This is a genomic window from Enterobacter cloacae complex sp. SHL009 (assembly GCF_049237205.1).
Lineage (GTDB): Bacteria > Pseudomonadota > Gammaproteobacteria > Enterobacterales > Enterobacteriaceae > Enterobacter > Enterobacter cloacae_M.
In genome coordinates this window covers 152,820-177,467 of sequence record NZ_JBMKIW010000001.1, presented here as the reverse complement: position 1 = coordinate 177,467, position 24,648 = coordinate 152,820, and the positions used below count along the sequence as shown (strand labels likewise).

Genomic DNA, 24,648 nt, shown 5'->3' with positions numbered 1-24,648 from the left:
TGCTGAAATAGCGATATTCCAAAAGGATGAGGATCTACCATGTCTTCTATCGTCGATACATCACTTTCAAACCTGCCGCAGCCAAAATCCGGCTGGCAGCTCTTCAAAAACCTGGCTTTCGGTGAGATCGCACCCGGGCTGGCATGGGAAAAAACCGCCTATCGACGCAAGTTCATGCTGCGTTCACTGGCGACACCGCTCAGCACCGCTCGCCTGCTGTCTGATCTTGCGAAACATCCGCACTTGATGCAAATGCTCCAGGTTCAGCCTGGGCTGCCCTGCCGCCTTCATCGTCCGTGGTTAACGGTCAATATGGATCGACAGCGTGTGCTGGAATCGCTGTCCTGGCACTATCAGATGATGTGCCGCCAGCTGCCGGCGACGCTGACAAAGGGTTACCTTTCAAAGCAGGGCGTGTCCCTGCTGACCTTAACCGGAAAAGATGAACAGCAATTTACCGTCCGCCTGTGTGCCGACGCGTTTATGGATAAAGAGGGAGAAGCTACCCTCGTTTTCTGTGACAGTCAAAATACGGCGCTGGCGGAGATGACCTTTACGCTATGCCAGTTTGAGGGAAAAACGACGCTGTTCATTGGCGGTTTGCAGGGCGCAAAAGCGCATGTTCCCCATGAGCTGATCCAGGGAGCGACGAAAGCCTGCCACGGCCTGTTCCCGAAACGTCTGCTGGTCGAGGCCGCCATGACGCTCGGCGCCGCGTTCCCGGTAGAGCAGATTGTCGCCGTCAGTAACGATACCCATATTTATCGCAGCTGGCGCTACCGCAAGAAAAAAGAGGGCAAACTGTTGGCCGATTACGACAGTTTCTGGCTCTCCATCGGCGGTGAAAAGCAGGATAACGGTAATTTTATGCTGCCACTCGTCATGCCGCGTAAACCGATGGAAGAGATCGCCAGCAAAAAACGCTCCGAATATCGCCGCCGCTACGCGCTGCTGGATAGCCTGATTCAGCAGATGAAACAGGCGACCCAACGCTAATCCGCTTTCCCGCGTGCCAGCCACAGCACGCGGGAGAACATCTTCCGTAGCAGGGTCGGTACCGCCTCCACGCCCCGCCTGCCCGCTTCCGTCGCCACTTCAATGGCTAAATCCGGTTTTGACGAACGGTGAATGGCTTTGGCGATCACCCGCCGCATGTTCATCGGGACATCGACCGGCACCATGGCAATGCGGTGGAAGACGTCGTCGAACCCCTGACGATACATAAAGTGTTCCATGTCCATCGCGGGGAGCATGGTTAAATGGTCGCGCTCTTCCTCGCGCTCGTTATTCAGCAGGCTCCGCACGGTCGAGGCATATTTTTTACCCGCCTCATCACCGTCTACCAGAACGTGCCACTCGATCCCCATCCGGCGGGCGAATTTTATCAGCGGCTTTAATCCCGACTGGGCGAATTCGATCACCTTAATGCCTTCCGCATCAAAGTGGTGGCCGCATTGGCGCGCCAGCTCGTTGATGACCCAGGTTTCCGTTTCCCCCTCCACTAGCAGCCAGCAGCGGGCAAAGAGCGACGACGCCCGGTTAAAGCGAATATGAAACGCGATGCGCCGCCCGTCTTCCGCATTCAAACCGCCCGCCCCAAGCCGGAAAGCGGAGACGCGGGAGGATTCACGCACCAGGCGACAGACGTGTTCAACCGGCGTCAGCGATAATAACTCTCCGGAATTGGTGGTCGTAATGCGCTGGAGCGGCAGCAGGTTCAGCAGATGCCATGCCACGGAGAGCATGATGGGATGCAGGCGCGTTTCCGGGTCTTCCACCAGCAGCAGCGGCCGGGCGTCCCGGTCAAGACGAACGGTGCCTTTGGCCTGCAGAAGCGTTGAAAACAGACCCAGCAAAATCACCCGATGGGTACGGCCGCCGGGCCGGTCGATCATCCGGTTAATGATGTCGAGATAACGCCAGCTTCGCTGCTCATCATGAGAGCGGCGGCGCATCAGACGGTGGCGCGACTCCGAGGTTCCCTGCTCGGAAAAATAGTGCTCCAGGAGTTGCACCATTGCGGACAACCCCTGACGAATTTGACCGTCGGTCAGATTCTGCGGGCGCGACACCAGCTCTCTGGCCAGAAAATCCAGCTCGCGGGCGGTGACTTCAACTTCCGGCATATTGGGTACGGTTCCGTTACGAATACGCCGCATAAAGCGCGCATCGCGCAGGCGTAACACCGGCGTCAGGCGGATCAGGTGACGGGCCAGATCGTCGATATTGTCCAGCGAGATCGGGTTGGCTTTCTCATCGAGAAAATCACGCAGGGTGAGTACCCCTTCGTTCTCCGCCATCTCACCTTCAAGCCGATAGAAAATCCGGTGGAAACCGTCATCGCACGGTACCCAGCAGGGTGACAGCGGGCGGAAGCGACGCACGCGGTGACGTCCGGGCTCGGATTCGCGGAACGTCAGGATGATATGCAGGTGCTTCTCGCGCCCCGTTACGTCGCCGGGCGGAAACCAGAAATCATCGCGAACGAAGTGATACAGATCGTCTTCGGGCGAAAGCAGTAGCGTCAATGCATCCAGCAGGCTGGACTTACCCCACGCGTTCTCGCCGATCAGGACGTTGTTCTGCTCCAGCTGCAGCGACAGGCGGTTAATACCGCGAAACCCGACAATTTCCACACGTTCGAGAAGCATAAATCCCCCGCGATATGATCACTTTTTCCTTTAAGTAATCAGCAGTATAGCGGGATGCACACGGGCTTGACACTGCAATCCGCCTCCATATCCTGGCGGAAGCACGAAAAATTCAGAATTTATCCATCAGGTTTCATTTGAAATAACCCGCATCTCACAAGATACTACCGCCCGCAAATTGGTCTATGCTCTATTTACCGCTGATTTGAACAAGGATTGACATCACATTGCCTTAAATCAAATTAATCGAATTTATTTAAGTGGCGAAGGGGTGTTGTTGGTTTTTAAAATACGGGCTCTTTGAGTCGTCATCCCTTTATGGCGATATATCCCGTGCGCGGGAATGCGTGCGGATAATTATTTGAGGTGGTTATGTTTAGAAAATTGGCAGCAGAATGCTTTGGTACATTCTGGCTGGTATTTGGTGGCTGCGGTAGCGCCGTTCTGGCAGCAGCATTCCCGGAATTAGGTATCGGTTTTGTCGGCGTCGCGCTGGCGTTTGGTTTAACCGTATTAACCATGGCATTTGCCGTGGGACATATTTCCGGCGGTCATTTTAACCCGGCAGTGACGTTAGGTTTATGGGCGGGCGGCCGTTTCCCGGCGAAAGACGTAATTGGCTACATTGTGGCGCAGGTAGTTGGCGGTATTATTGCGGCGGGCGTTCTGTACGTGATTGCCAGCGGTAAAGCCGGCTTCGACGCGGCGGCCAGCGGCTTTGCCTCTAACGGCTTCGGCGAACACTCTCCGGGCGGTTACTCCATGCTGTCTGCCATCGTGATTGAAATCGTGCTGACCGCCGGCTTCCTGCTGGTGATCCACGGCGCAACGGACAAACACGCGCCAGCCGGTTTTGCCCCGATTGCCATTGGTCTGGCGCTGACGCTTATCCACCTGATTTCTATTCCGGTCACCAACACCTCCGTTAACCCGGCACGCAGCACCGCCGTCGCCATCTTCCAGGCCGGCTGGGCGCTTGAGCAGCTGTGGCTGTTCTGGGTGATGCCAATTATCGGCGGTATCCTGGGTGGCGTGCTGTATCGCACCCTGCTGGAAAAACGCGATTAATCTTTCCCTCCCTCTCCCCGTGGGAGAGGGCCACGGTGAGGGCCACAGGCCGCACACCCCACATAGACACAAGCCGGGTAAGGCGTAGCCGCCACCCGGCTTTCTTTTGCCGCTTTACTGAACAGCCTTTATTGGGTAGTGTCACTGGCGCTTAACCGATACTCAAAAGGACCGGCTGTTCATGTTTTCAGGACTCCTCATCATTTTGCTGCCCTTGATCGTGGGCTATCTTATTCCGCTGCATCGTGAATCCGCATTAAGGCTCATTAATCGATTCCTGAGCTGGATTGTCTACGTTATTCTTTTCTTTATGGGGATTAGCCTGGCATTTCTGGACAACCTGTCGGCGAATTTACTCTCCATCCTCCATTATTCTGTCGTCACCGTGGTGGTTATTTTGCTGTGCAATATTGCCGCGCTGCTGTGGCTGGAACGCACTATTCCATGGAAAAATCACCACCATCAGGAAAAACTCCCTTCACGAATTGCAATGGCGCTGGAATCATTAAAATTATGCGGCGTCGTGGTGCTCGGTTTTCTTCTTGGGCTGACCGGTTGGGCATTTTTACAGCACGCGACTGAGGCCAGTGAATATACGCTGATCTTCCTGCTGTTCCTGATCGGTATTCAGCTGCGAAATAATGGCATGACGCTGAAACAAATTGTCCTCAACCGTCGGGGGATGATGGTTGCCGTTATGGTTGTCGCCAGTTCAATGGTGGCGGGCGTCATCAACGCCTTTATTCTCGATCTGCCGCTGAAAACCGGCCTGGCGATGGCATCCGGTTTTGGCTGGTACTCCCTCTCCGGTATTCTGCTGACCGAATCATTCGGCCCGGTGATCGGCAGCGCCGCCTTCTTTAACGATCTGGCGCGCGAGCTGATTGCCATCATGCTGATCCCGAGCCTGGTTCGCCGCAGTCGTTCTACCGCGCTGGGCCTGTGCGGCGCAACGTCGATGGACTTTACCCTGCCGGTACTACAACGCTCAGGAGGGCTGGAGATGGTTCCCGCGGCTATCGTGCACGGCTTTATTTTAAGCCTGCTGGTTCCGGTCCTGATGGCCTTCTTCTCTGCCTGATACTTCTTTGGCGGTAGGTTTCCTGCCGCCAAAATTGCGCTAAATCAATCTCCCTCTATTTTGTAGCAGAAAGCCCTTTTCTCCGTTCTGGCACAGGCATAACCTTAAACATGTATATTAAATATAACTTTAACAGGTGTGATTATGTTTTGTGTGCAATGTGAACAAACCATCCGTACCCCGGCAGGCAATGGCTGCTCTTACGCACAGGGTATGTGCGGCAAAACCGCAGAAACATCTGACCTGCAGGACCTGCTGATTGCGGCTCTGCAAGGCCTTTCCGCCTGGGCGTTCAAAGCCCGCGAATACGGCATTGTCGACCACTACGTCGACAGCTTCGCCCCGCGCGCCTTCTTCTCCACGCTGACCAACGTTAACTTCGACTCTCCGCGCATTGTCGGCTATGCCCGCGAAGCGATTGCCCTGCGTGAAGCGCTGAAAGCCCAGTGCCTGAAGGCGGACGCCAGCGCCCGCGTGGAAAACCCGATGTCTGAACTGCAGCTGGTCAGCGACGATCTCGGCGACCTCCAGCGTCAGGCGGCAGAGTTCACCCCGAATAAAGACAAAGCGGCGATTGGCGAGAACATTCTCGGCCTGCGCCTGCTGTGCCTGTACGGCCTGAAAGGCGCTGCGGCCTATATGGAACACGCGCACGTTCTGGGTCAGTACGACAATGAGATTTACGCCCAGTACCACAAAATCATGGCGTGGCTGGGTACCTGGCCTGCCGATATGAATGCCCTGCTGGAATGCTCAATGGAAATCGGCCAGATGAACTTCCGCGTGATGAGCATTCTTGACGCCGGTGAAACCAGCACCTACGGCCACCCGACGCCGACGCAGGTCAACGTCAAGGCAACCGAAGGCAAGTGCATTCTGATTTCCGGTCACGACCTGAAAGATCTCTACAACCTGCTGAAGCAAACCGAAGGCACCGGCGTTAACGTTTATACCCACGGCGAAATGCTGCCGGCACACGGCTACCCGGAACTGCGTAAATTTAAGCATCTGATCGGTAACTACGGCAGCGGCTGGCAGAACCAGCAGGTGGAGTTCGCCCGCTTCCCTGGCCCTATCGTGATGACCTCTAACTGCATCATCGACCCGACCGTCGGCGCGTACGATGACCGCATCTGGACCCGCAGCATCGTCGGCTGGCCGGGCGTGAGCCATCTTGAAGGTGACGATTTCGGTCCGGTTATCGCCCAGGCGCAGCAGATGGCGGGCTTCCCGTACACCGAGATCCCACATCTCATCACCGTCGGATTTGGTCGTAAAACCCTGCTGGGTGCCGCTGATTCGCTGATCGATCTCGTCAGCCGTGAAAAGCTGCGCCACATCTTCCTCGTCGGCGGCTGCGACGGCGCGCGCGGCGAGCGTAACTATTTCACCGATTTCGCCACCCGCGTGCCGGAAGACTGCCTGATCCTGACCCTGGCGTGTGGCAAATACCGTTTCAACAAGCTGGATTTCGGCGACATCGAAGGTCTGCCGCGCCTGATCGATGCGGGCCAGTGTAACGATGCTTACTCGGCCATCATTCTGGCGGTCACCCTGGCGGAGAAACTGGGCTGCGGCGTGAACGACCTGCCGCTGTCGCTGGTGCTGTCATGGTTTGAGCAGAAGGCGATTGTCATTCTGCTGACCCTGCTCTCTCTTGGCGTCACCAACATCGTGACCGGACCGACCGCGCCAGGCTTCCTGACGCCGGACCTGCTGGCCGTGCTGAACGAGAAATTCGGTCTGCGTTCCGTGACCAACGTTGAAGACGATATGAAGCAGCTGCTGAGCGCGTAAGGAGGGATTCATGACCATGCCAACCTCACAATGCCCGTGGCGGATGCAGGTTCATCACATCCATCAGGAGACGCCGGATGTGTGGACGCTGTCGCTGTTGTGCCATGACTACTATCCATATCGTGCAGGCCAGTATGCGCTGGTCAGCATTCGCAATTCGGCGGACACCCTGCGCGCCTACACGATCTCCTCGACGCCGGGCGTGAGCGAATACATTACGCTCACCGTCCGCCGCATTGACGACGGCGCGGGCTCCCAGTGGCTGACGCAGGACGTGAAGCGCGGGGATTACATCTGGCTGTCCGACGCGCAGGGGGAATTCACCTGTGACGACAAAGCTGACGATAAATTCCTGCTGCTGGCGGCGGGCTGTGGCGTAACGCCGATTATGTCAATGCGCCGCTGGCTGGCGAAGAACCGCCCCCAGGCCGACGTGCAGGCGATCTTCAGCGTCCGTTCCCCGGAAGATGTGATTTTCGCCGAGGAGTGGCGTGAATATCCGGTGACGCTGGTGGCTGAGCACAACGCGACCCACGGTTTTGTGCCCGGTCGCCTGAGCCGCGAGCTGCTGCAAAGCGTGCCGGATGTTGCGAACCGAACGGTGATGACCTGCGGCCCGGCGCCGTTCATGGCTATCGTGGAAGAAGAAGTGAAAGCGCTTGGCGTAACCCGCTTCTTCAAAGAGCAGTTCTTCACGCCGGTGGCGGAAGCGGCAAGCAGCGGCGTTAGGTTCACCAAACTGCAGCCTGCCCAGACCTTCTTTGGCCGCGTGGGGACCACGCTGCTGGAGGCGCTGGAAAGCAACAAGGTGCCGGTAGCGGCTGCCTGTCGTGCTGGCGTGTGTGGCTGCTGTAAAACCAAAGTGGTTTCCGGTGAGTACACCGTCACCAGCACCATGACGCTGTCCGACGCGGAAATTGCCGAGGGTTACGTGCTGGCGTGCTCGTGCCATCCGCAGGGGGATTTGGTCCTCGCATAAACGATAAACGTTCGTTCGTAGGCCCGGTAAGCGTCAGCGCCACCGGGCTTTTTTGCCGGGCGGTACTGCGTTTACCCGACCTGCAATTTTACCGCCACGCGGGCGCTTTACCCAGCGCAAACCGCCCTGCCCCTAAAAACGCGACAGCCAGCGAGCCGATAAAGAAGTACACCAGGCTTTCAATCGCCCATGCCCCAACCTTATCAAGGGCGAACGTTTCACCCATTCCCACCATCAGCCACGCCACAATCATCGTAAACGCCAGCACCAGCGCGGCCGGGCGCGTAAACAGCCCGACAATAATCAAGATCGGCGCCACGACTTCGCCAACCAACACGCCGTAGGCGATAAATCCCGGCAGCCCTTTTTCCACCAGCATGCCGCTGATAAACCCCACGCCGCCAAAAAGCTTGTGCAAACCATGAAAAAGCATCAGCCCGCCGACGGCAAGTCGTAACAAGAGTTTGCCAAGATCGTCGCACGATAGCTTTTCATTAACAGCAATTAACAATGATTTAACCATTTGAAATTATTCCTGTTTTAACTGAGGCACTCCCAGATTATGCCGAATAATTGCGCGTGAAAAGCACCTTTTAATTGTGGGGATGCGACGGGCAATACGGAGACTTTCTTCTAAGCTTGTAAGCGTTATCACAAAAAGGAGACGGACAACCATGAAACAAACCGTGGCTGCATATATAGCGAAAACGCTCGAACAGGCTGGCGTAAAATGTATCTGGGGCGTCACCGGCGACTCCCTGAACGGACTCAGCGACAGCCTCAACAAGATGAAGACCATCGAATGGATGCCGACCCGCCATGAAGAGGTTGCCGCCTTCGCCGCAGGCGCTGAAGCGCAGCTTACGGGTGAACTGGCCGTCTGCGCCGGATCCTGCGGGCCGGGTAACCTGCACCTGATCAACGGCCTCTTCGACTGCCACCGCAATCACGTGCCGGTGCTGGCGATTGCCGCTCATATCCCCTCTTCCGAAATCGGCAGCGGCTATTTTCAGGAGACGCATCCGCAGGAGCTGTTCCGTGAATGCAGCCATTATTGCGAGCTGGTTTCATCCCCGGAGCAGATCCCTCAGGTGCTGGCGATCGCCATGCGTAAAGCCGTGCTGAATCGCGGCGTTTCTGTGGTCGTTATTCCGGGCGATGTGGCCCTCAAGGCTGCGCCAGAAGGGGCAAGCACTCACTGGTATCACGCCCCGCAGCCCGTCGTCACGCCAGCAGAAGAGGAGCTAAAAAAGCTGGCGCAGCTGTTGCGTTACTCCAGCAATATCGCCCTGATGTGCGGCAGCGGCTGCGCTGGCGCGCACAAGGAGCTGCTGGAATTTGCCGGTAAGCTGAAAGCGCCGATTGTCCACGCCCTGCGCGGCAAAGAGCACGTCGAGTACGACAACCCCTACGATGTTGGCATGACCGGACTGATCGGTTTTTCTTCAGGCTTCCACACCATGATGAACGCCGACACGCTGATCCTGCTTGGTACCCAGTTCCCGTATCGCGCGTTCTACCCGACGGATGCCAAAATCATTCAAATTGATATCAACCCTGCCAGTATCGGCGCGCACAGCAAGGTCGATATGGCGCTGGTGGGCGATATCAAATCCACCCTTTCCGCCCTGCTGCCGCTGCTGGAAGAGAAAACCGATCGCAAGTTCCTTGATAAGGCGCTAAGCGACTATCGCGATGCCCGCAAGGGGCTGGACGATCTCGCCAAACCGAGCGACAAAGCCATTCACCCGCAGTACCTGGCGCAGCAGATCAGCCATTTCGCTGACGACGATGCCATATTTACCTGCGACGTGGGCACGCCAACCGTCTGGGCGGCACGCTATCTGAAGATGAACGGCAAACGCCGCCTGCTCGGCTCGTTCAACCACGGTTCGATGGCCAACGCCATGCCGCAGGCGCTGGGCGCAAAAGCGACGGCGCCGGAGCGTCAGGTCGTGGCGATGTGCGGCGACGGCGGGTTCAGCATGCTGATGGGGGATTTCCTGTCGGTGGTGCAGATGAAGCTGCCGCTGAAAATTGTGGTTTTCAACAACAGCGTGCTGGGCTTCGTGGCGATGGAGATGAAGGCCGGAGGCTATCTCACGGACGGCACCGAGCTGCACGACACCAACTTCGCGCGCATCGCCGAAGCCTGCGGCATCACCGGTATTCGCGTGGAGAAAGCCTCAGAGGTGGACGAAGCCCTGCAGCGTGCGTTTTCCATTGACGGCCCTGTGCTGGTGGATGTTGTCGTCGCCAAAGAGGAGCTTGCGATCCCGCCGCAGATCAAGCTTGAGCAGGCTAAAGGCTTTAGCCTGTATATGCTGCGCGCCATCATCAGCGGGCGCGGTGACGAGGTGATCGAACTGGCAAAAACCAACTGGCTCAGGTAAAACATTTCGCACGACCTCTTAAAATAAAGGGATGTGAAATGATTGATTTACGCAGTGATACCGTAACCCGCCCGAGCCGCGCCATGCTCGAAGAGATGATGGCCGCCCCGGTCGGGGATGACGTCTACGGCGATGACCCGACGGTCAACGAACTGCAGCGCTACGCGGCTGAACTGAGCGGCAAGGAGGCCGCGCTGTTCCTGCCGACCGGAACGCAGGCTAACCTGGTCGCGCTGCTCAGCCACTGCGAGCGCGGTGAAGAGTATATCGTCGGCCAGGGCGCGCATAACTATCTGTATGAAGCAGGCGGTGCCGCCGTGCTCGGCAGCATTCAGCCCCAGCCGATTGACGCCGCGCCGGACGGTTCCCTGCCGCTCGATAAAGTCGCGGCGAAAATCAAAGCCGACGATATTCACTTCGCCCGCACCCGGCTGCTCAGCCTCGAAAACACCCACAACGGCAAAGTCCTGCCGCGCGAATACCTGAAAGCAGCGTGGGAATTCACCCGCGAGCGCGGGCTCGGCTTGCACGTTGACGGCGCGCGCATCTTTAATGCCGTCGTGGAGTACGGCTGCGAGCTGAAAGAGATTGCGCAATACTGCGACTCGTTCACCATCTGCCTCTCCAAAGGGCTGGGCACGCCGGTGGGCTCTCTGCTGGTGGGCAACGCGGACTACATCAAGCGCGCCAACCGCTGGCGCAAAATGACCGGCGGCGGCATGCGTCAGGCGGGTATTCTGGCGGCGGCCGGGCTGTATGCCCTGAAAAACAACGTGGCGCGCCTGAAGGACGATCACGACAACGCCGCGTGGATGGCTACGCAGCTGCGCGAGATTGGCGCCGAGGTGATGCGCCACGACACCAACATGCTGTTCGTACGCGTGGGCGATGACCGCGCCGCCGCGCTGGGCGAATTTATGAAATCACGTGGCGTGCTGATCAACGCCTCACCCGTCGTGCGTCTGGTCATGCATCTCGACGTGAGCCGCGAACAGCTGGCCGACGTGGTGAAACACTGGCAGGCGTTTTTACAGCGATAAGGAGCATCACGTGCCGCAACGAATTCTGGTGCTCGGCGCCAGCGGGTACATCGGTCAGCATCTCACCGCGGCGTTAAGCCAGCAGGGGCACCTGGTGCTGGCAGCGGCACGCAACACCGAACGCCTGCAAAAGCTTAGTTTGCCTGGCGTTACCTGCCACAGCGTTGACCTCAACTGGCCGAAGGAACTTCCCGCCCTGCTGGAAGGGGTCGACACGCTTTACTACCTGGTGCACAGCATGGGTGAAGGCGGAGATTTTATCGCCCACGAGCGGCAGGTGGCGATGAACGTCCGCGATGCCCTGATGCAAACCCCGGTGAAGCAGGTCATTTTTTTAAGCTCGCTCCAGGCGCCTGAACACGAGCAGTCCGATCACCTGCGCGCCCGCCAGCTGACGGCCGAAACCCTGCGCGGGGCGAATATCCCCGTCACCGAACTGCGCGCCGGGATCATCGTCGGCGCGGGCTCCGCCGCCTTCGAAGTGATGCGCGATATGGTCTACAACCTGCCGGTGCTCACGCCACCGCGCTGGGTGCGCTCGCGCACCACGCCGATTGCGCTGGAAAATTTGCTGCACTATTTGGTAGCCCTGCTGGATCATCCGGCAGAGCAACACCGCGTGCTCGAGGCGGCAGGTCCTGAAGTGCTGAGCTATCAGGAGCAGTTCGAGCATTTCATGCGCGTCAGCGGCCGCCGCCGCTGGCTGATCCCCATCCCCTTTCCGACCCGCTGGATTTCGGTATGGTTTTTGAATGTCATCACCTCGGTGCCGCCGACGACCGCCAAAGCGCTGATCCAGGGGCTCAAACACGATTTACTGGCGGACGATCGCGAACTGCGGGCACTCATTCCCCAGGACCTGATCCGCTTTGACGATGCCGTGCGCAATACGCTGAAAGAAGAAGAGCAGCTGGTGAACTCCAGCGACTGGGGTTACGACGCCCAGGCGTTTGCCCGCTGGCGCCCGGAGTACGGCTATTACCCGAAACAGGCGGGCTGCACGGTGAGAACCCACACCAGCCTGGCCGCGCTGTGGGAGGTGGTGAACCAGATTGGCGGCAAAGACGGTTATTTCTTCGGCAATATCCTCTGGCAAACGCGCGGGGCAATGGATCTGCTGGTGGGGCACAGGCTGGCAAAAGGCCGCCCAGCACGCCCGTATCTTGAGTTGGGCGATGCGGTTGACAGCTGGAAGGTCATCATCGTCGAGCCGGAAAAACAGCTGGCACTGCTGTTCGGTATGAAAGCCCCGGGGCTGGGCCGGCTCTGCTTTACCCTGAAAGACAAAGGCGATTGTCGTGAACTGGACGTCCGCGCCTGGTGGCATCCCCACGGAATGCCGGGTCTGTTCTACTGGCTGTTGATGATCCCTGCCCACCTGTTTATCTTCCGGGGAATGGCGAAACGCATTGCGCAACGGGCAGAACAAAAGACGGAAAAGATCTAAATAAAACTCTCTTTCTTTCACCTTTCCCATTGCATAGCGCCGTAATTCACGAAAGAATGCGCACGAAATTCTTTTCAACACAGTGGATAGCTATGAAGGTACTGGTTACCGGGGCGACCAGCGGCTTAGGCCGAAATGCGGTCGAATTTCTGCGCAACAAGGGCATCAGCGTCAGGGCTACAGGTCGCAACGAAGCGATGGGAAAACTGCTGCAAAAAATGGGCGCGGAGTTCGTCCATGCTGACCTGACGGAGCTGGTCTCCTCGCAGGCGAAAGTGATGCTCGCCGGTATCGACACGCTGTGGCACTGTTCCAGTTTTACCTCCCCATGGGGGACCCAGGAAGCCTTCGATCTCGCCAACGTGCGGGCTACCCGCCGTCTGGGTGAATGGGCCGTTGCCTGGGGCGTGCGTAACTTTATTCATATCTCGTCACCGTCACTCTATTTCGACTATCACCACCATCGTGACGTGCAGGAAGATTTCCGCCCTGCTCGCTTTGCCTGCGAGTTTGCCCGCAGCAAGGCGGCCAGCGAAGAGGTGATTGACCTGCTGGCACAGTCGAACCCGCACACCCGTTTTACGGTCTTACGTCCGCAGAGCCTGTTCGGGCCGCACGACAAAGTGTTTATTCCGCGCCTGGCGCAGATGATGCACCACTACGGCAGCGTGCTGCTGCCGCGCGGCGGCGATGCGCTGGTGGATATGACCTATTACGAAAACGCCGTCCACGCCATGTGGCTGGCAAGCCAGCCGGACTGCGATAAGCTCATCTCCGGTCGCGCCTACAACATCACGAACGGCGAACCCTGCACGCTGCGCAGCATTGTGCAGCGCTTAATTGACGAGCTGCAGATCGACTGCCGCATCCGTTCAGTCCCTTACCCAATGCTGGATATGATTGCCCGCAGCATGGAGCGTTTTGGTAGTAAATCGGCCAAAGAGCCTGCGCTGACGCATTACGGCGTATCAAAGCTTAACTTTGATTTCACGCTGGATATTTCGCGAGCGGAGAACGAGCTTGGGTACAAACCGATCGTGACGCTGGATGAAGGGATTACGCGTACGGCGGCGTGGCTGCGGGATCACGGGAAGCTTCATCGGTAGATCGGGTCCTGCATTTTTACGACGAGAAAAAAACGGCAACCCGAAGGTTGCCGTTTGTCATTTTGCTGATTACAGCGCAGTCCACGCGTCCTGCCATGCAATCCCTTTACCTGGCTCGTAGTAGGATGGCGCGTTATTGCACCAGCCGCTGTACGGATAAGGTTTGCACTGGAACAGCTGGCCGCGGTTGTTCACGATATCGCCCGCTTTCCATTTGGTTTTGGAGGTCCAGGTCGGGTAAGTCCCGGTTTGGCCGCCGTTGGTCTGCTTAGCCTGTACGTTCAGCGTATAGGTTGTGGTGCTGCTCAGCTCGCCGTCACTGACGGTAAGGTTGATCGGGTACTGCGTCGCCGCAGCCACTTCCGGCGCATTGAAGGTAATAATCGCTTTATCTTCGCCGCTTACGGTCTGACCGTTCGGAGCCGTCCAGGTATAAGTCAGGTGGTCACCGTCTTCGTCAGTCGAGCCAGACGCGTTCAGAGAAACAGATTTACCCGCTTCAACCGCACCCACCGGACCGGCGATTTTTGCTACCGGCGCATGGTTTACCGGCGCTGGCGTATTATCGTCCGGAGCCGGGGTGTTATCGTCTGGCACCGGCGTGGTATTGCCTTCGTCCGTTGGGTCGACAGGGGTCGGCGTTGGCGTGACGCTACCGCCGTCGGAAGTCCCGTCTTCACCCACCACGTTGACATTGAAGTAATGCTTCACGCATTTGGTGTAGTCACCCTCTTTAAAGGCGCTGAATGGCGTCTGGTAACCCACCAGCTGGCAAGAGTAGGTCTGGCCTGACGGAGTATCCGCGCTCCATCCCCAGTCCTGTTCCCAGTAGATCTTCAGCGCGCCGGCACCGCCTTCGTCGAATTGTTTCATGTTGGCGCAGCCCAGCACTTCGTTAGAAGGAACTGGTACTTTCAGGTAGTTGGCGAACTCTTTGTAATATTTGATACGGTTTTGAGACTGGGCGATCTCAGTCGGACCACCGCACTCCACGCCGCCGTTGATGATCTGCGTGGTCACGCCGAAGCCCGGTACCAGACCATTCGCCTTATCGTGATCGTTCGGCTGCCAGGTGCCGTCGATAACCTGCAGCATGCTCGGTTTTGGCGGCTGCGGGTAGGCGAAGAAGAAGATCGCGGAAGCAAGGTTCAGCCAGGTGTCCGCCACCAGCTCAGGTTTGTCCAGCAGTACACGGACGTCGCCGTACATCGCTTCAGAGAACGGGCCGTAGTTGTAGTTATAGGAGAGCTGTTTCGCACCGCGACCAAAGTAGCTAACGAAATCGCCATCTTTGTCTTTACCGCACGGCCAGGTCTGACCCTGCCAGACATCCGGGTTACATTCACCGTTGTAGCCGCCCTTCTGACCTTCGCTCCAGCCCATCTCACGCACGTAGACCAGCGCCTGTCGCCACTCGGCTTCCGGACGCCACGACTCGTGGCCGCCGGTTTCCTGCGCGAAGTGCGCAAACATGGTTGCCAGAGACTTACGGCAGATGGCATCGCTGTTACGACCATCGGTATAGGTCTGGCACAGCGCCGGGAATTTACCCACCGCTTTCAGGAAGTTGCTGTAAGTATATTCCGGCGCACGCAGTGGGAAGAGGTAATCCCAGTCGCTGGCCTTGATAATCCCTTCCACGCGCTTGACGTTTTCCGGGTTTGTCGATTTCCCCGGCTCAATTTGTTCCACCAGGCTGTTGTCCAGCGTGCGGATGGTTGACTTCACTGAAGCCATAAGCGGGAAGTTGGTCAACTCCTGCTCTTTCTTCTGCAGATCGCTGGCCTTAACGGTGTAAGGTTCGCTGCTGGCCTGCAGCAGGGTTGCCTGAGCCATAAACGGTGCAACACATGCGCCCGCAATAAGAACACTGAGTAATGTCCTTTTGTTCATATTCAATGGTCCTCTTAAGGATATTAAGGGTCTATAAAAGTTAATTTGTTTCGCGGTTTATTTATTAATCATTTAATAAATAAACCCGGGAGCAGTTTTCGTTTTATGAAGAACACCAGTCGGTACTCTTCAAAAAATAAAAATCAATAATAATAACGGTTGCTGGTGCTACGTTTTAACTTCTGATATTTATTCCAGACCTTGCGGGCATAGACCATGCGCTGCGCGAAATTCTCTTTTTTCAGTCCCGCGTTATAGGCGCCGACCGCCTCCCAGTTATAGCCATAAACTTTAATCATTCCGGATAATATCGATGCGCCAACCATAATCGAGGTGCAGGGCTCGGTAATTAACCGGTACTCATTAATGCCTTTTCGCTCCAGCTCGGAAAAATGTGAGCTGTTAATCTGCATCAGGCCGACATCACGCGAGCCATCATTATTCTGTCCAATCGCGTTGGGATTCATTCCCGATTCAACATTAGCAATGGCATACAACAGATAAGGATCCACATGATAATAACTGGCGGCTTTATCCCAGCAGTTGGCAAAGACGCTATGGCTTATTACCAGCAACAATAAAAATAACGTTTTCATTTTCAGTCCGGCTCTTTTTCATTGTCTCCTTACGCGGTTATTACTCTTTTCCTGATTTACGGCCCACGTCCGTCTCGGGACGTGGACCGTAATAGCGGGCAAATTTCTTACCCGCATCGTTATAGCAGTGGCTTACTGGCAGTCAGTCGCCGGGCCTTTTTTCACCCATACATCGCTGCTACCTGGTTTATCACCCTTCGTCCACCATTTCGCGGTGTAGGTGTAACCGTTGTAGGTAGTGGTGTCGCCGCCGTTATAAACCACGTCGGAGCGCCAGTTGAATTTCACCTGACTTACCAGCTCCCATGCATCCACACCGAAGCCCGGCTGGTTGCCCTGAGTCCAGTATTTTGCTTTCCAGACCAGGTTGTCGAAGCTGACGGTATTCCCCGCGTTGTAAACCTTGCTTGCGCTCCAGGCCGCATATTTGCTGGCGTTAGCGTCAACTGGCTTATCGCAGCTATTGATGGCAGAACCTTCGTCAGACGGCGTGTTACCTTCATCGGATGGGGTGTTACCTTCGTCAGACGGCGTATTCCCTTCATCGGAAGGGGTGTTGCCTTCGTCAGACGGCGTGTTGCCTTCATCGGATGGGGTGTTGCCTTCGTCAGACGGCGCTTCCGCCGCTTTAGGCGTTACCGTCACCTGTACGTTAGTCTGTACGCTGGACTTGCCATCGCTTACCACCACGGTCAGCGTGTAAGTTGATTCCGTGTCCACGTCCGGTGCGGTGATGTTCAGGTTCGCGGTGTCTGCGCCTGTCGCCTGCATATTCGCAGGAACGCTCCAGGAGTAGGTCAGCGCGTCGCCATCTGGATCGCTCGCCTGAGCGTGCAGAGAGTAGCTCTGGCCAGCTTCCAGCGTCACGGCTTCCATCTGGTTCACAACCGGCGCCTGGTTTGCTTTCGGCGCTTTGTTCACGACCTGGACGTCAGCAGTGCTGCTCAACCCTTTCGCGTCAGTAACCGTCAGGCGGAACGCCAGAGTCTGGTTACTGGTGACAGCGGCAACGTTAAAGGTCGCTTTCGCTTTGGTGCTGTTGGTGATGGTCACGGATGGACCAGAGATCTGCGTCCACTTGTAGGTGATGGCATCGCCATCCGGATCGGTGGAAGCCGAGCCATCCAGCGTCACCGTCGCCGGACCGGTTACGCTCTGGTCAGCGGCAGTCGCCACAGGCGCATGGTTGGTTACTACCGGATCAACCGGCGCAGCGCCGCCGCCCGTCAGGCTTTCATTCATCGCGTTCAGAATGTCTCCGGTATCGGAGTCGATGGACCAGGCAAACAGACCGCCCAGGTTTTTCGCCAGCACATACTGACCTTTCGCCGTTGCGGAACGCGCGTCTTCATAGGTGATCAGATCGCCGGTGGTTTTGTTAAACAGATACGGCGCTTCAGCGGTGGCATCATAGTTGTATTCCCAGCCCGCTTTGCCTTTGTACTCGTTAACGATCTGACGATAGTCAACCACGCCCGGCTCCCAGGTCCCTTTCACCATGCCCGTTGCCGTGCCGGTGAACGGGTTGTTATTGCTGTAACCGTGAACGCCGGTCCAGCCGCGACCGTACATGGCCGTCCCCACGACAATTTTGCCGGGCTGTACGCCCTGTGCCAGCAGCGCATTCACGCCGTTTTCGGTGGTGTAATTAGTATCCGGTTTGTTCGCCGGCGCACGCAGTGCCGCCTGATGACCCAGATCGGTGTTGCTCCAGCCGCCGTAGAAGTCGTAGCTCATCAGGAAGATATGATCCATGTACTGCTGGGCAGCGGTGTAATCAACGTCTTCAATTTTGTCGCTGCCTGAACCGATTGCTGAGGTCAGTTCAAAGGTACGGCCGGTTTCGGCTGACAGTTCATTCATCATGGTGCGCAGTTCGCGCATCAGTGCGGTATACGTCTCTTTATCCTGCTGCGGGTTGCCCAGCGTTTCGTTCTGACCGCCGCCGCCAGGGAATTCCCAGTCGATGTCTACGCCGTCGAAGAATTTCCAGGTTTTCAGGAAATCTTTTACGGACGCGACGAAGCGCGCGCGGATCGCCGGGTCGTGCATTTTGAAGAACGGGTCAGACAGCGTCCAGCCACCGATAGACGGCAGCACTTTCAGCCCTGGATTGGCTTTCTTCATCGCCATCAGCTGGCCGAAGTTGCCTTTGTAGGGGTCGTCCCAGTTGCTGACGCCAGCCTGAGGTTTCTGCAGGGCGGCCCACGGGTCGTGAATCGCCACCTGGAAGTCCTGACGGCCCGCACAGGCGCGTTTCAGCGCTTCGAAGCTGTTACCGCCTTCGATGGTTTTCAGGCTGTCGTTGATGCCGTCGCCACCGCAGATTGGAATGAAGCCGTACAGAATGTGGTTAAGGTTAGCCGCCGGAATTTTGTCCACGGGGAAGTTACGGTCGTAAACACCCCACTCAGGGAAATAAGCCCCCACCACTTTATCGGTGTGCTTAGAGAGGGTTTTGTTATTTTCCTGCATGGTGGTGTTGAGTGGCAGCAGATGGCTACCGTCGGTATCCGCGACGATAATCAGTTTGCTGGCACTGGTGCTGCAGCCGCTGGCATTGCAGAGCTCAACCGTTTCCTGATAGCGACCGCCTTTCTTCACTTTAAACGTAGCCGTGCCGGACATGCTGCCTGCGCCGGTCCAGACGGTTTTGCCGTCAAGCAGCACTTTCGCTGAAGTCGGCGCCGCGCCGCTCCAGACGTCCCACTGCACTTTAACATCGGCGCCATCATGAACTTTGACGAGGTTGTTGTAAGCAGAAGCAGACTGATCAACTTCAACAATGGCAAATTTATCATTACCACTGGCGATAGTTGCTTTACCGGGCACTGCTGCGAACACCGGGCTTGCAGCCGCTGCAACGAAGAGTGCCAGATATTTAGGCTTCAGAAATTTCATTATTTGATCCTGATAATACGATTTGTGAAATTAAATACCCATGCTTTTCCATTAAACATGGACGAACGTTATTGACTGATAAATTAATCATGAACGCTTCTGGTTCATGAAAGACCTTCTTATTATTACGCCGTACTTTCCTCCACTCATAAAACCTTCAACAAATATTTTATTGCGGAGAGGAGAATACAGTGGGGAATTTAATTTTTCCTTTCATTCCCTCAATGAAAAAACTTCAAAAAAAACTTGACTTCATTATTTAAAAGATGAAATGGAGAATTTGATAAATAAAGACAGCCAGCCCGGAAAACGCAATATATGGGCCAAAGGAAATAAGGTTATTTTTATTCTCAAAGGGTTTTAAAAGGCAATTCATAATGATGCCCCCCAGCGCCGCGATCAGCATAATAGAGGGTAACGCCTGCCATCCGCACCACGCGCCTAGCACCGCCAGCAGCTTAAAATCACCATAGCCTAACCCTTCTCGGCCGCTCAGCAGGCGGAATGCCCAGTAAACCAGCCAGAGCGACAGATATCCCGCCACCGCGCCAAAGATAGCATCGGTCAGCGGTAGCGTCCGGAACAGGGCATGGAACATCAGCCCCGTCCACAGCAGCGGCTGGGTCAGGCAGTCCGGCAGCAGCATATGGCGCGCATCGATCACCGCCAGCGGCAGCAGAAAACTCCACATCACCCACAGCGCGATGAGCGCCGAAAACGACGGTGCCAGCGCGGCGCTGGCGGCGAAAAAGGCAGCGCTACAGACTTCCACCAGCAGCAGTCGCAGCGGAATCGCGCAATGGCAGTGGCGGCAGCGACCGCGCAGCGCACACCAGCTAATGATGGGAATATTTTCCCACGCGCTCAGGGAATGGTGGCATTCCGGACAGTGAGAGGCGGGAAACAGCAGATTGCCTGCCCCCTCTTCTTCCATTACCAGCGGCGGAATACGCTCCGCGACTACGCCCAGGAAACTGCCGAGGATCGCGCCCAGCGCTCCGCTCATCGCGCACAGTCCCGGCAGATTCGCTTGCTGCAACAGCATTAGCGGGTTCATGCGCTTTTCGCCCAGCTCAGCGTAATGTGTGCCTTGACGTCACTCTGACGATCCACCGGCGTTAACGCGAGTTTCTCCAGACGTATACCGGAAGAGACGTTCATCTCACGCAGCCAGTTTTGCAGGGCAGAAATGTTGACGCGCTCGATAACAAAGGTTAGCGACTGCTCTTCCTGACGCACGTCTGTCAACGCGACGTGCACGACTTTGGCACTTTCTTCCACCACGCTGCGCGGATTCGGGGTATTGACTATTCTGGACTGGAGATGGTTTTTATCAATTTCCTGGCGCATCCAGTTCAGCGTCTGCTTCTGCTTAAATAACACGGCCTCGTTATTTTTGATCAGAGTATCGAGCGGCATCATCGCGCCGTAATAAACCATCGCACAGCAGAGTGCCCCGCCGCAGAGTTTAAATAAATTACGCTCGCGTGGACTATAATTTTGCCAGCGGTTTTTTAACTGGGCTATTTGCGTTTTCATTTATAGCTCCCGGTAATAATGGCGGTATAAGGCGCCTCGCCGGAAATTGGCTGCATCGCAAATTCAAAAGTTTCGGCGCTGCGGGCGACAAAATCCTGCAGGGTCTGTTTATCCATGGATTTCACATTCAACGTCAGCTGATTTTGCGTTTCGTCATATTCCACGTTATTGATCTCCAGAGACGGCAATGACTGCTTGATTTGATTCAGCGCTTCGAGCTGCAGGAAGATCCCTTTCTTCGCCTTGCTGATATTCTGCCCGAAGTAGTACTTCAGGTTGCTGGTCTGGCGCAGGGTCGGGAAATAGTGCTGCGCTACGGTGGTCATCTCACGGTGGATCTCGTTTTGCTGGTGAGTGAGCATCAACGCCATACCTACGCGGGGGCCGATCAGCAGGCCGACGCAAACCAGCGCCGCAGCAGCGAGGGCCGTTTTCGCGTGGCGAAAATGCGGACCGCTGGCGCTGCGCCCGGAAAACTCCCCGTGCAGCATGTTGATACGACAGCCCTGCCACTGGGGCTGGATCAGCACCAGCGGATGCTGCCACGCCAGCAGTTCATCCACCTGTACCTCCTGCGGCACATCGCCATAGCAGCACACCTCACCCGCCGGGCATTTACTCAACAGCAGCGGCAGCAGGACCGCATCGGCTTCGCCAGCGCTGCTGGGGGAAAAACGCAGCCAGTAGCTCTCTTCCAGGCTCACCAGCGTAGTGCCCCCTTCGCTCACCGGCAGCAGCCAGGCATCCGGCAGCGCCTGGACCACCGTGAGCCCCGCCTGAGCGAACAGCTCAAGCCAGTGGCGCAGACGTTCAGCGTCGATGGCCACGGCATCCACTTCTGGCCCCTTTTTGTTCAGCACCGTCCAGTGCAGCGTCTCCACCTCGCCGAGCAATGTCTCTTCCGCCATCCACGAGAACTGCGCCGTCTGGGCTGAAAGTCCTTTTTTCGGCAGGGTAAAATGACGAAAGATCGTCTCGCTCGCCGGCAGCAAAAGGCACACCTGCTGAGAAAGCGGATGGCAGGAAAGTTCGCTCAGTGCGCTCCAGCCCGTCAGATATTCCACCCGATCGTTACCGGATTCACACCACCAAATTTTGCCGTCCTCACGGGTATCGGGACGAATAAAAAGCACCTTTTTCATCATCTTCTACTTATCTTATTCAACCATTCGGTAGCGGCGTTGCCAGGTAACGACCTTGCCCACCTCACTGTCAACGTGAAGCTGGCTGACGACGCGCAGCGTTAAATCATCGGTATTGCCGGTTGTATCCACCCGAAAATAGCGACTGTTGACCGCAACCCTGTCCTGGATCTGCGCCAGGATATCTTTGGTCTGCGGATAGTTGCTCTCCAGCACTTTGCTGAATGCCTCGAGCGATGCCCACCCCTCCTCCGGGCGTGAATCGATCAGGCGGGCAGCGTCGTCCGTGTTTAACACGCCGGTAAAAACCGCCGCCAGCAGCGGCGCCTGTTCGCGTGTTAAGGTATTCACATTTATGGTGCCATCCGTATCCGGCAAGGCGCACAGCAGCTTGCTGACCTTCGGCCACGCAGCCTGCGGAAAGGCGGGCAGCAGTCTGATTTCGTTGATGGTGCGCATCATTTGATTCGCCGGACCGCGGGCGGGCGTCACGCTCGCCCAGCTATCGACTTCCTGGCCCTGTTTCGCCGTCACGTCGTCGGCGTCAAGATAATCCACCAGCTGCTGGTAAATCTCTTCTGCCGCCAGCGTACCGACGCCACTTTCAGCCAGCAGTTGTTCGATAATCTGCTCTTTGACCGGTTTTTCCGGCAGCGCAGTAGGGTCGGCCGGGGCCGCTGGCGCCGCGTCACCGGCCAGGAGACTATTGACGTTAAAGCAGGTCCGGGCATCCTCCACCTGACTCACCACGGTGTAATTATCCCCGTGGGTTTCCAGCGGCTGCGCCCAGTCACCTTGCGGCGACAGCCCCGCCCCTTCTGAACTGGCCGCTTTATGCAACACGTTTTCCAGTACCTTCTGTTGACGGGCAATGGCCCAGCGCAGCGTCTGCTGGCTGACCTGGTAATGCGTTTTTTGCAGGTGGCGGCAGAACTGCTGACTGATCTTCGCCGCCAGGGCGGACATCATCACCAGCAGGATCAGCACCACCAGCAGCGCCACGCCACGCTCTTTTCGCGCTGTTTTGCCGCTCATGAACTCACTCCTGGATCGACTGCCGTATCGGGCTGCGGGGTTGTTACGGGCTGGGCCGCATTCTCCGCAGCCGGCTGCGTCGGGTCCGCATTCGTCTCTTTTGGCGCGGTCTGGATCTCAGGCATATCGCCGGGAGTGATAAAAACCCAGCGCCAGGTTTCGCCGTTTTCCATGGTCAGATTCAGCTCAACGCCATCAGGCTGATGGGCGATGTCGGTCCATTTTTCCTGCCAGCCTTCGTGCCAGAAGCGCCATTTCATCGCTTTCACATCGCTCAAAATCGGCACTTCTTCCGGCTGCGCGCTGGCGGGACCGTCGATAGCAGCCCAGACGTTGCGCCACAGGCGCTTGTCCTTTAACGTCCAGCGCACCCGCTCCAGCTGCACCTGGCCGCTGATGCCGTTCAGGGTTGTCATTTCCACACCATTCTGCTGCTGAACGAACACCTCGCCGCTGTTGCGCGGCGCGCGCGCCTGCTGCTGGTAAAAGTCACGCGAGAGGAGGTTGTACGTGCGCTGAAGCGCCGTCACTTTTGCCGCCGCCTCGTCGCTGGCCGTCGAGGTGCGCATCGCGCCGTCGAGAGTTTGCCAGGCGAGAATGCTGATCACCGCGAAGATGGCCAGCGCAATCATAATTTCCAGCAGGGTAAAGCCCTGCTGACGCTGCACCTTACTCACGATCCACCTCCGGTTCGGCGAGCTGAAGCGCCACCACCGGTTGCGCATCGCTTGCTTCGCTGTAAACCCGTACCTCATCGGCAAAGGTATTTTCGGCGGTTTTCACCCGCTGGATATGCCAGGTCCAGGTTTGTCCGCCCATGGTTTCGGTACCCACCTGCTCGGCGTCCGGGAAATCGGTCTGAGCCAGCTGCGCTTGCGCCAGCTGATTTTCCGCCACCCAGCCGGCCTGCAGCGTTTCCGACAGGCTGTGGGTAAAGCGCACGTTCAGGGTGACGGAGTTCATCAGCGCCAGCGCCGCGGTGGAGAAAATCACCAGCGCCACCATCACTTCCAGCAGGGTCATCCCCTGCTCTTTGGTTTTGCGTTTAGTCATCGTTTTCCACCACCACGGGAACAGAGCCCTGTGACGTCACGTGAAAGCGCTGCTTTTTATCCAGGCTTTCGAGGCTGAGCGTGAAGCGGCTAAGCTCGCCGTCCGGCAAAAAAATGATTTGCGGTTCATCGTCCAGCGTGGCCGCCAGCGTTCGCGATGAGAGGGAGACATGCATCTCCTCAGGAAACTCGCCGCGGGTGGCGATCCGCCCCGATTTTAACGGTGCCCAGTGGCGCTCTCCGTTATTTACAACCTGCGTCACCAGTTCAAATTCTGACGAGGTCATCACCAGCCCGACAATATTTCCGTCCATTACCGCACGGTCAGAACCATATTCAACGAGGGATTTTAGCTGCTGACCAAATGTATCTGCGCCGCTGCGTGATGGAATGGTGGTGACCACCATCATGGCGCTCAGGGCGAATATCACCAGCGCCACGATAATTTCCAGCAAGGTAAATCCACGTTGCTTATTCATTACTTATCTTTTTTATCAAAAGACCAGTTGCTGATATCGTCGGCAGTATTAGCTTCTGCATCCGGACCGGCTGAGAAAATATCGACAGCGCCATGCTCACCCGGGCTAACCAGAATATAGTCATTGCCCCACGGGTCCTGCGGCAGGCGGCGAATATAGCCATCGTCACGGTAACCTTTCGGAATGGGCGCAATTTCAGGTTTGGTTACCAGCGCCTGCAACCCCTGCTCGGTGGTCGGATAGCGATGGTTGTCGAGTTTGTACATATCCAGCGAACCTTCCAGCGCCACAATATCGCTGGTCGCTTTCTGAATATCGGCTTTTTCTTTATTGCCCATTAAATTAGGCACGACCATACTGGCCAGCACGCCGAGAATAACGATAACTACCATTAATTCGAGCAGCGTGAACCCCGCCTGACGCTTCAGGCTATTTTTTTTCAAAGTCAT

General features: G+C 56.7%; 22 protein-coding genes. 9 read left to right on the top strand and 13 right to left on the bottom strand.

Features of this window, described 5'->3' with window-relative positions; all coding sequences use genetic code 11:
• Positions 1-39 precede the first annotated feature (39 nt).
• A complete protein-coding gene (locus ACOTZC_RS00840; protein WP_163353643.1) occupies positions 40-996 on the top strand; it encodes a VirK/YbjX family protein in 957 nt (318 codons plus the stop codon).
• Here the strand turns inward: ACOTZC_RS00840 and ACOTZC_RS00835 are convergent.
• Positions 993-2,651 (bottom strand): ATP-dependent endonuclease, encoded by a 1,659-nt coding sequence (locus ACOTZC_RS00835; protein ID WP_163353642.1) that lies wholly within the window; start codon positions 2,649-2,651, stop codon positions 993-995. The genes ACOTZC_RS00840 and ACOTZC_RS00835 overlap by 4 nt on opposite strands.
• Before the next feature lie 372 nt (positions 2,652-3,023).
• On the opposite strand from ACOTZC_RS00835, the gene aqpZ reads away from it, so the two are divergent.
• From aqpZ to hcr, 4 genes are all read left to right on the top strand, one after another.
• Entirely contained in the window at positions 3,024-3,719 is a 696-nt protein-coding gene (aqpZ, locus tag ACOTZC_RS00830) for an aquaporin Z (protein WP_163353641.1), read from the top strand.
• A gap of 181 nt (positions 3,720-3,900) precedes the next feature.
• Positions 3,901-4,800, top strand: a complete 900-nt coding sequence (locus tag ACOTZC_RS00825) for a lysine exporter LysO family protein (protein WP_033145072.1) — start codon at positions 3,901-3,903, stop codon at positions 4,798-4,800.
• Between the two features lie 144 nt (positions 4,801-4,944).
• Positions 4,945-6,597: a hydroxylamine reductase gene (gene hcp, locus ACOTZC_RS00820; RefSeq protein WP_045403612.1), complete on the top strand. Its 1,653-nt coding sequence runs from the start codon at positions 4,945-4,947 to the stop codon at positions 6,595-6,597.
• A 10-nt stretch (positions 6,598-6,607) separates the two neighbouring features.
• Positions 6,608-7,576 carry an NADH oxidoreductase gene (gene hcr / locus ACOTZC_RS00815; protein ID WP_126302813.1) on the top strand — a complete coding sequence of 323 codons (969 nt, stop codon included), beginning with the start codon at positions 6,608-6,610 and terminating at the stop codon, positions 7,574-7,576.
• Between the two features lie 88 nt (positions 7,577-7,664).
• On the opposite strand, the gene ACOTZC_RS00810 is transcribed toward hcr, so the two are convergent.
• Entirely contained in the window at positions 7,665-8,099 is a 435-nt protein-coding gene (locus ACOTZC_RS00810) for a DoxX family protein (protein WP_115874615.1), read from the bottom strand.
• 151 nt (positions 8,100-8,250) lie between these two features.
• Between ACOTZC_RS00810 and poxB the strand changes: the two genes are divergently transcribed.
• The 4 genes from poxB to ACOTZC_RS00790 all read left to right on the top strand — a co-directional run bounded on the left by poxB (position 8,251) and on the right by ACOTZC_RS00790 (position 13,562).
• Positions 8,251-9,969, top strand: a complete 1,719-nt coding sequence (gene poxB / locus ACOTZC_RS00805) for a ubiquinone-dependent pyruvate dehydrogenase (protein ID WP_421635547.1) — start codon at positions 8,251-8,253, stop codon at positions 9,967-9,969.
• 38 nt (positions 9,970-10,007) lie between these two features.
• A complete protein-coding gene (ltaE, locus tag ACOTZC_RS00800) occupies positions 10,008-11,009 on the top strand; it encodes a low-specificity L-threonine aldolase (protein ID WP_109846001.1) in 1,002 nt (333 codons plus the stop codon).
• A gap of 10 nt (positions 11,010-11,019) precedes the next feature.
• A complete protein-coding gene (locus tag ACOTZC_RS00795) occupies positions 11,020-12,456 on the top strand; it encodes an SDR family oxidoreductase (protein ID WP_248161340.1) in 1,437 nt (478 codons plus the stop codon).
• 92 nt (positions 12,457-12,548) lie between these two features.
• Entirely contained in the window at positions 12,549-13,562 is a 1,014-nt protein-coding gene (locus tag ACOTZC_RS00790; protein WP_045354430.1) for an NAD-dependent epimerase/dehydratase family protein, read from the top strand.
• Between the two features lie 69 nt (positions 13,563-13,631).
• Here ACOTZC_RS00790 and ACOTZC_RS00785 read toward each other — a convergent pair whose 3' ends face one another.
• The 11 genes from ACOTZC_RS00785 to gspG all read right to left on the bottom strand — a co-directional run bounded on the left by ACOTZC_RS00785 (position 13,632) and on the right by gspG (position 24,648).
• Entirely contained in the window at positions 13,632-15,455 is a 1,824-nt protein-coding gene (locus ACOTZC_RS00785; RefSeq protein ID WP_045403626.1) for a chitinase, read from the bottom strand.
• A gap of 143 nt (positions 15,456-15,598) precedes the next feature.
• Complete coding sequence (iagB, locus tag ACOTZC_RS00780) at positions 15,599-16,051, bottom strand: type III secretion system invasion protein IagB (protein WP_421635546.1); 453 nt, start codon at positions 16,049-16,051, stop codon at positions 15,599-15,601.
• Positions 16,052-16,183: 132 nt separating this feature from the next.
• Complete coding sequence (locus tag ACOTZC_RS00775; RefSeq protein ID WP_421635545.1) at positions 16,184-18,952, bottom strand: glycosyl hydrolase family 18 protein; 2,769 nt, start codon at positions 18,950-18,952, stop codon at positions 16,184-16,186.
• A gap of 259 nt (positions 18,953-19,211) precedes the next feature.
• Positions 19,212-20,009, bottom strand: a complete 798-nt coding sequence (locus tag ACOTZC_RS00770) for a prepilin peptidase (protein WP_421635544.1) — start codon at positions 20,007-20,009, stop codon at positions 19,212-19,214.
• Positions 20,006-20,491 carry a type II secretion system protein GspM gene (gene gspM / locus ACOTZC_RS00765; RefSeq protein WP_045403637.1) on the bottom strand — a complete coding sequence of 162 codons (486 nt, stop codon included), beginning with the start codon at positions 20,489-20,491 and terminating at the stop codon, positions 20,006-20,008. The genes ACOTZC_RS00770 and gspM overlap by 4 nt, the downstream gene beginning before the upstream one ends.
• Positions 20,488-21,633, bottom strand: a complete 1,146-nt coding sequence (gene gspL / locus ACOTZC_RS00760) for a type II secretion system protein GspL (RefSeq protein ID WP_163353638.1) — start codon at positions 21,631-21,633, stop codon at positions 20,488-20,490. The genes gspM and gspL overlap by 4 nt, the downstream gene beginning before the upstream one ends.
• 15 nt (positions 21,634-21,648) lie before the next feature.
• The gene (gspK, locus tag ACOTZC_RS00755) at positions 21,649-22,668 is read right to left on the bottom strand and encodes a type II secretion system minor pseudopilin GspK (RefSeq protein ID WP_126302821.1); all 1,020 of its coding nucleotides are present in this window, start codon (positions 22,666-22,668) and stop codon (positions 21,649-21,651) included.
• Complete coding sequence (gspJ, locus tag ACOTZC_RS00750; RefSeq protein WP_126302822.1) at positions 22,665-23,345, bottom strand: type II secretion system minor pseudopilin GspJ; 681 nt, start codon at positions 23,343-23,345, stop codon at positions 22,665-22,667. The genes gspK and gspJ overlap by 4 nt, the downstream gene beginning before the upstream one ends.
• Positions 23,338-23,721, bottom strand: coding sequence for a type II secretion system minor pseudopilin GspI (gene gspI / locus ACOTZC_RS00745; RefSeq protein WP_023310955.1), 384 nt, complete (start codon positions 23,719-23,721; stop codon positions 23,338-23,340). Before gspI ends, gspJ begins: the two co-directional genes overlap by 8 nt.
• The gene (gene gspH, locus ACOTZC_RS00740; protein WP_023310954.1) at positions 23,714-24,199 is read right to left on the bottom strand and encodes a type II secretion system minor pseudopilin GspH; all 486 of its coding nucleotides are present in this window, start codon (positions 24,197-24,199) and stop codon (positions 23,714-23,716) included. Before gspH ends, gspI begins: the two co-directional genes overlap by 8 nt.
• Positions 24,199-24,648 (bottom strand): type II secretion system major pseudopilin GspG, encoded by a 450-nt coding sequence (gene gspG, locus ACOTZC_RS00735; RefSeq protein WP_023310953.1) that lies wholly within the window; start codon positions 24,646-24,648, stop codon positions 24,199-24,201. The genes gspH and gspG overlap by 1 nt, the downstream gene beginning before the upstream one ends.

Excerpts from the sequence above, each read along its gene's own strand:
- ACOTZC_RS00840 (WP_163353643.1), top strand. The coding sequence starts at position 40 with ATGTCTTCTATCGTCGATACATCACTTTCAAACCTGCCGCAGCCAAAA.
- ACOTZC_RS00835 (WP_163353642.1), bottom strand. The coding sequence starts at position 2,651 with ATGCTTCTCGAACGTGTGGAAATTGTCGGGTTTCGCGGTATTAACCGC.
- aqpZ (WP_163353641.1), top strand. The coding sequence starts at position 3,024 with ATGTTTAGAAAATTGGCAGCAGAATGCTTTGGTACATTCTGGCTGGTA.
- ACOTZC_RS00825 (WP_033145072.1), top strand. The coding sequence starts at position 3,901 with ATGTTTTCAGGACTCCTCATCATTTTGCTGCCCTTGATCGTGGGCTAT.
- hcp (WP_045403612.1), top strand. The coding sequence starts at position 4,945 with ATGTTTTGTGTGCAATGTGAACAAACCATCCGTACCCCGGCAGGCAAT.
- hcr (WP_126302813.1), top strand. The coding sequence starts at position 6,608 with ATGACCATGCCAACCTCACAATGCCCGTGGCGGATGCAGGTTCATCAC.
- ACOTZC_RS00810 (WP_115874615.1), bottom strand. The coding sequence starts at position 8,099 with ATGGTTAAATCATTGTTAATTGCTGTTAATGAAAAGCTATCGTGCGAC.
- poxB (WP_421635547.1), top strand. The coding sequence starts at position 8,251 with ATGAAACAAACCGTGGCTGCATATATAGCGAAAACGCTCGAACAGGCT.
- ltaE (WP_109846001.1), top strand. The coding sequence starts at position 10,008 with ATGATTGATTTACGCAGTGATACCGTAACCCGCCCGAGCCGCGCCATG.
- ACOTZC_RS00790 (WP_045354430.1), top strand. The coding sequence starts at position 12,549 with ATGAAGGTACTGGTTACCGGGGCGACCAGCGGCTTAGGCCGAAATGCG.
- ACOTZC_RS00785 (WP_045403626.1), bottom strand. The coding sequence starts at position 15,455 with ATGAACAAAAGGACATTACTCAGTGTTCTTATTGCGGGCGCATGTGTT.
- iagB (WP_421635546.1), bottom strand. The coding sequence starts at position 16,051 with ATGAAAACGTTATTTTTATTGTTGCTGGTAATAAGCCATAGCGTCTTT.
- ACOTZC_RS00775 (WP_421635545.1), bottom strand. The coding sequence starts at position 18,952 with ATGAAATTTCTGAAGCCTAAATATCTGGCACTCTTCGTTGCAGCGGCT.
- ACOTZC_RS00770 (WP_421635544.1), bottom strand. The coding sequence starts at position 20,009 with ATGAACCCGCTAATGCTGTTGCAGCAAGCGAATCTGCCGGGACTGTGC.
- gspM (WP_045403637.1), bottom strand. The coding sequence starts at position 20,491 with ATGAAAACGCAAATAGCCCAGTTAAAAAACCGCTGGCAAAATTATAGT.
- gspL (WP_163353638.1), bottom strand. The coding sequence starts at position 21,633 with ATGAAAAAGGTGCTTTTTATTCGTCCCGATACCCGTGAGGACGGCAAA.
- gspK (WP_126302821.1), bottom strand. The coding sequence starts at position 22,668 with ATGAGCGGCAAAACAGCGCGAAAAGAGCGTGGCGTGGCGCTGCTGGTG.
- gspI (WP_023310955.1), bottom strand. The coding sequence starts at position 23,721 with ATGACTAAACGCAAAACCAAAGAGCAGGGGATGACCCTGCTGGAAGTG.
- gspH (WP_023310954.1), bottom strand. The coding sequence starts at position 24,199 with ATGAATAAGCAACGTGGATTTACCTTGCTGGAAATTATCGTGGCGCTG.
- gspG (WP_023310953.1), bottom strand. The coding sequence starts at position 24,648 with ATGACTTTGAAAAAAAATAGCCTGAAGCGTCAGGCGGGGTTCACGCTG.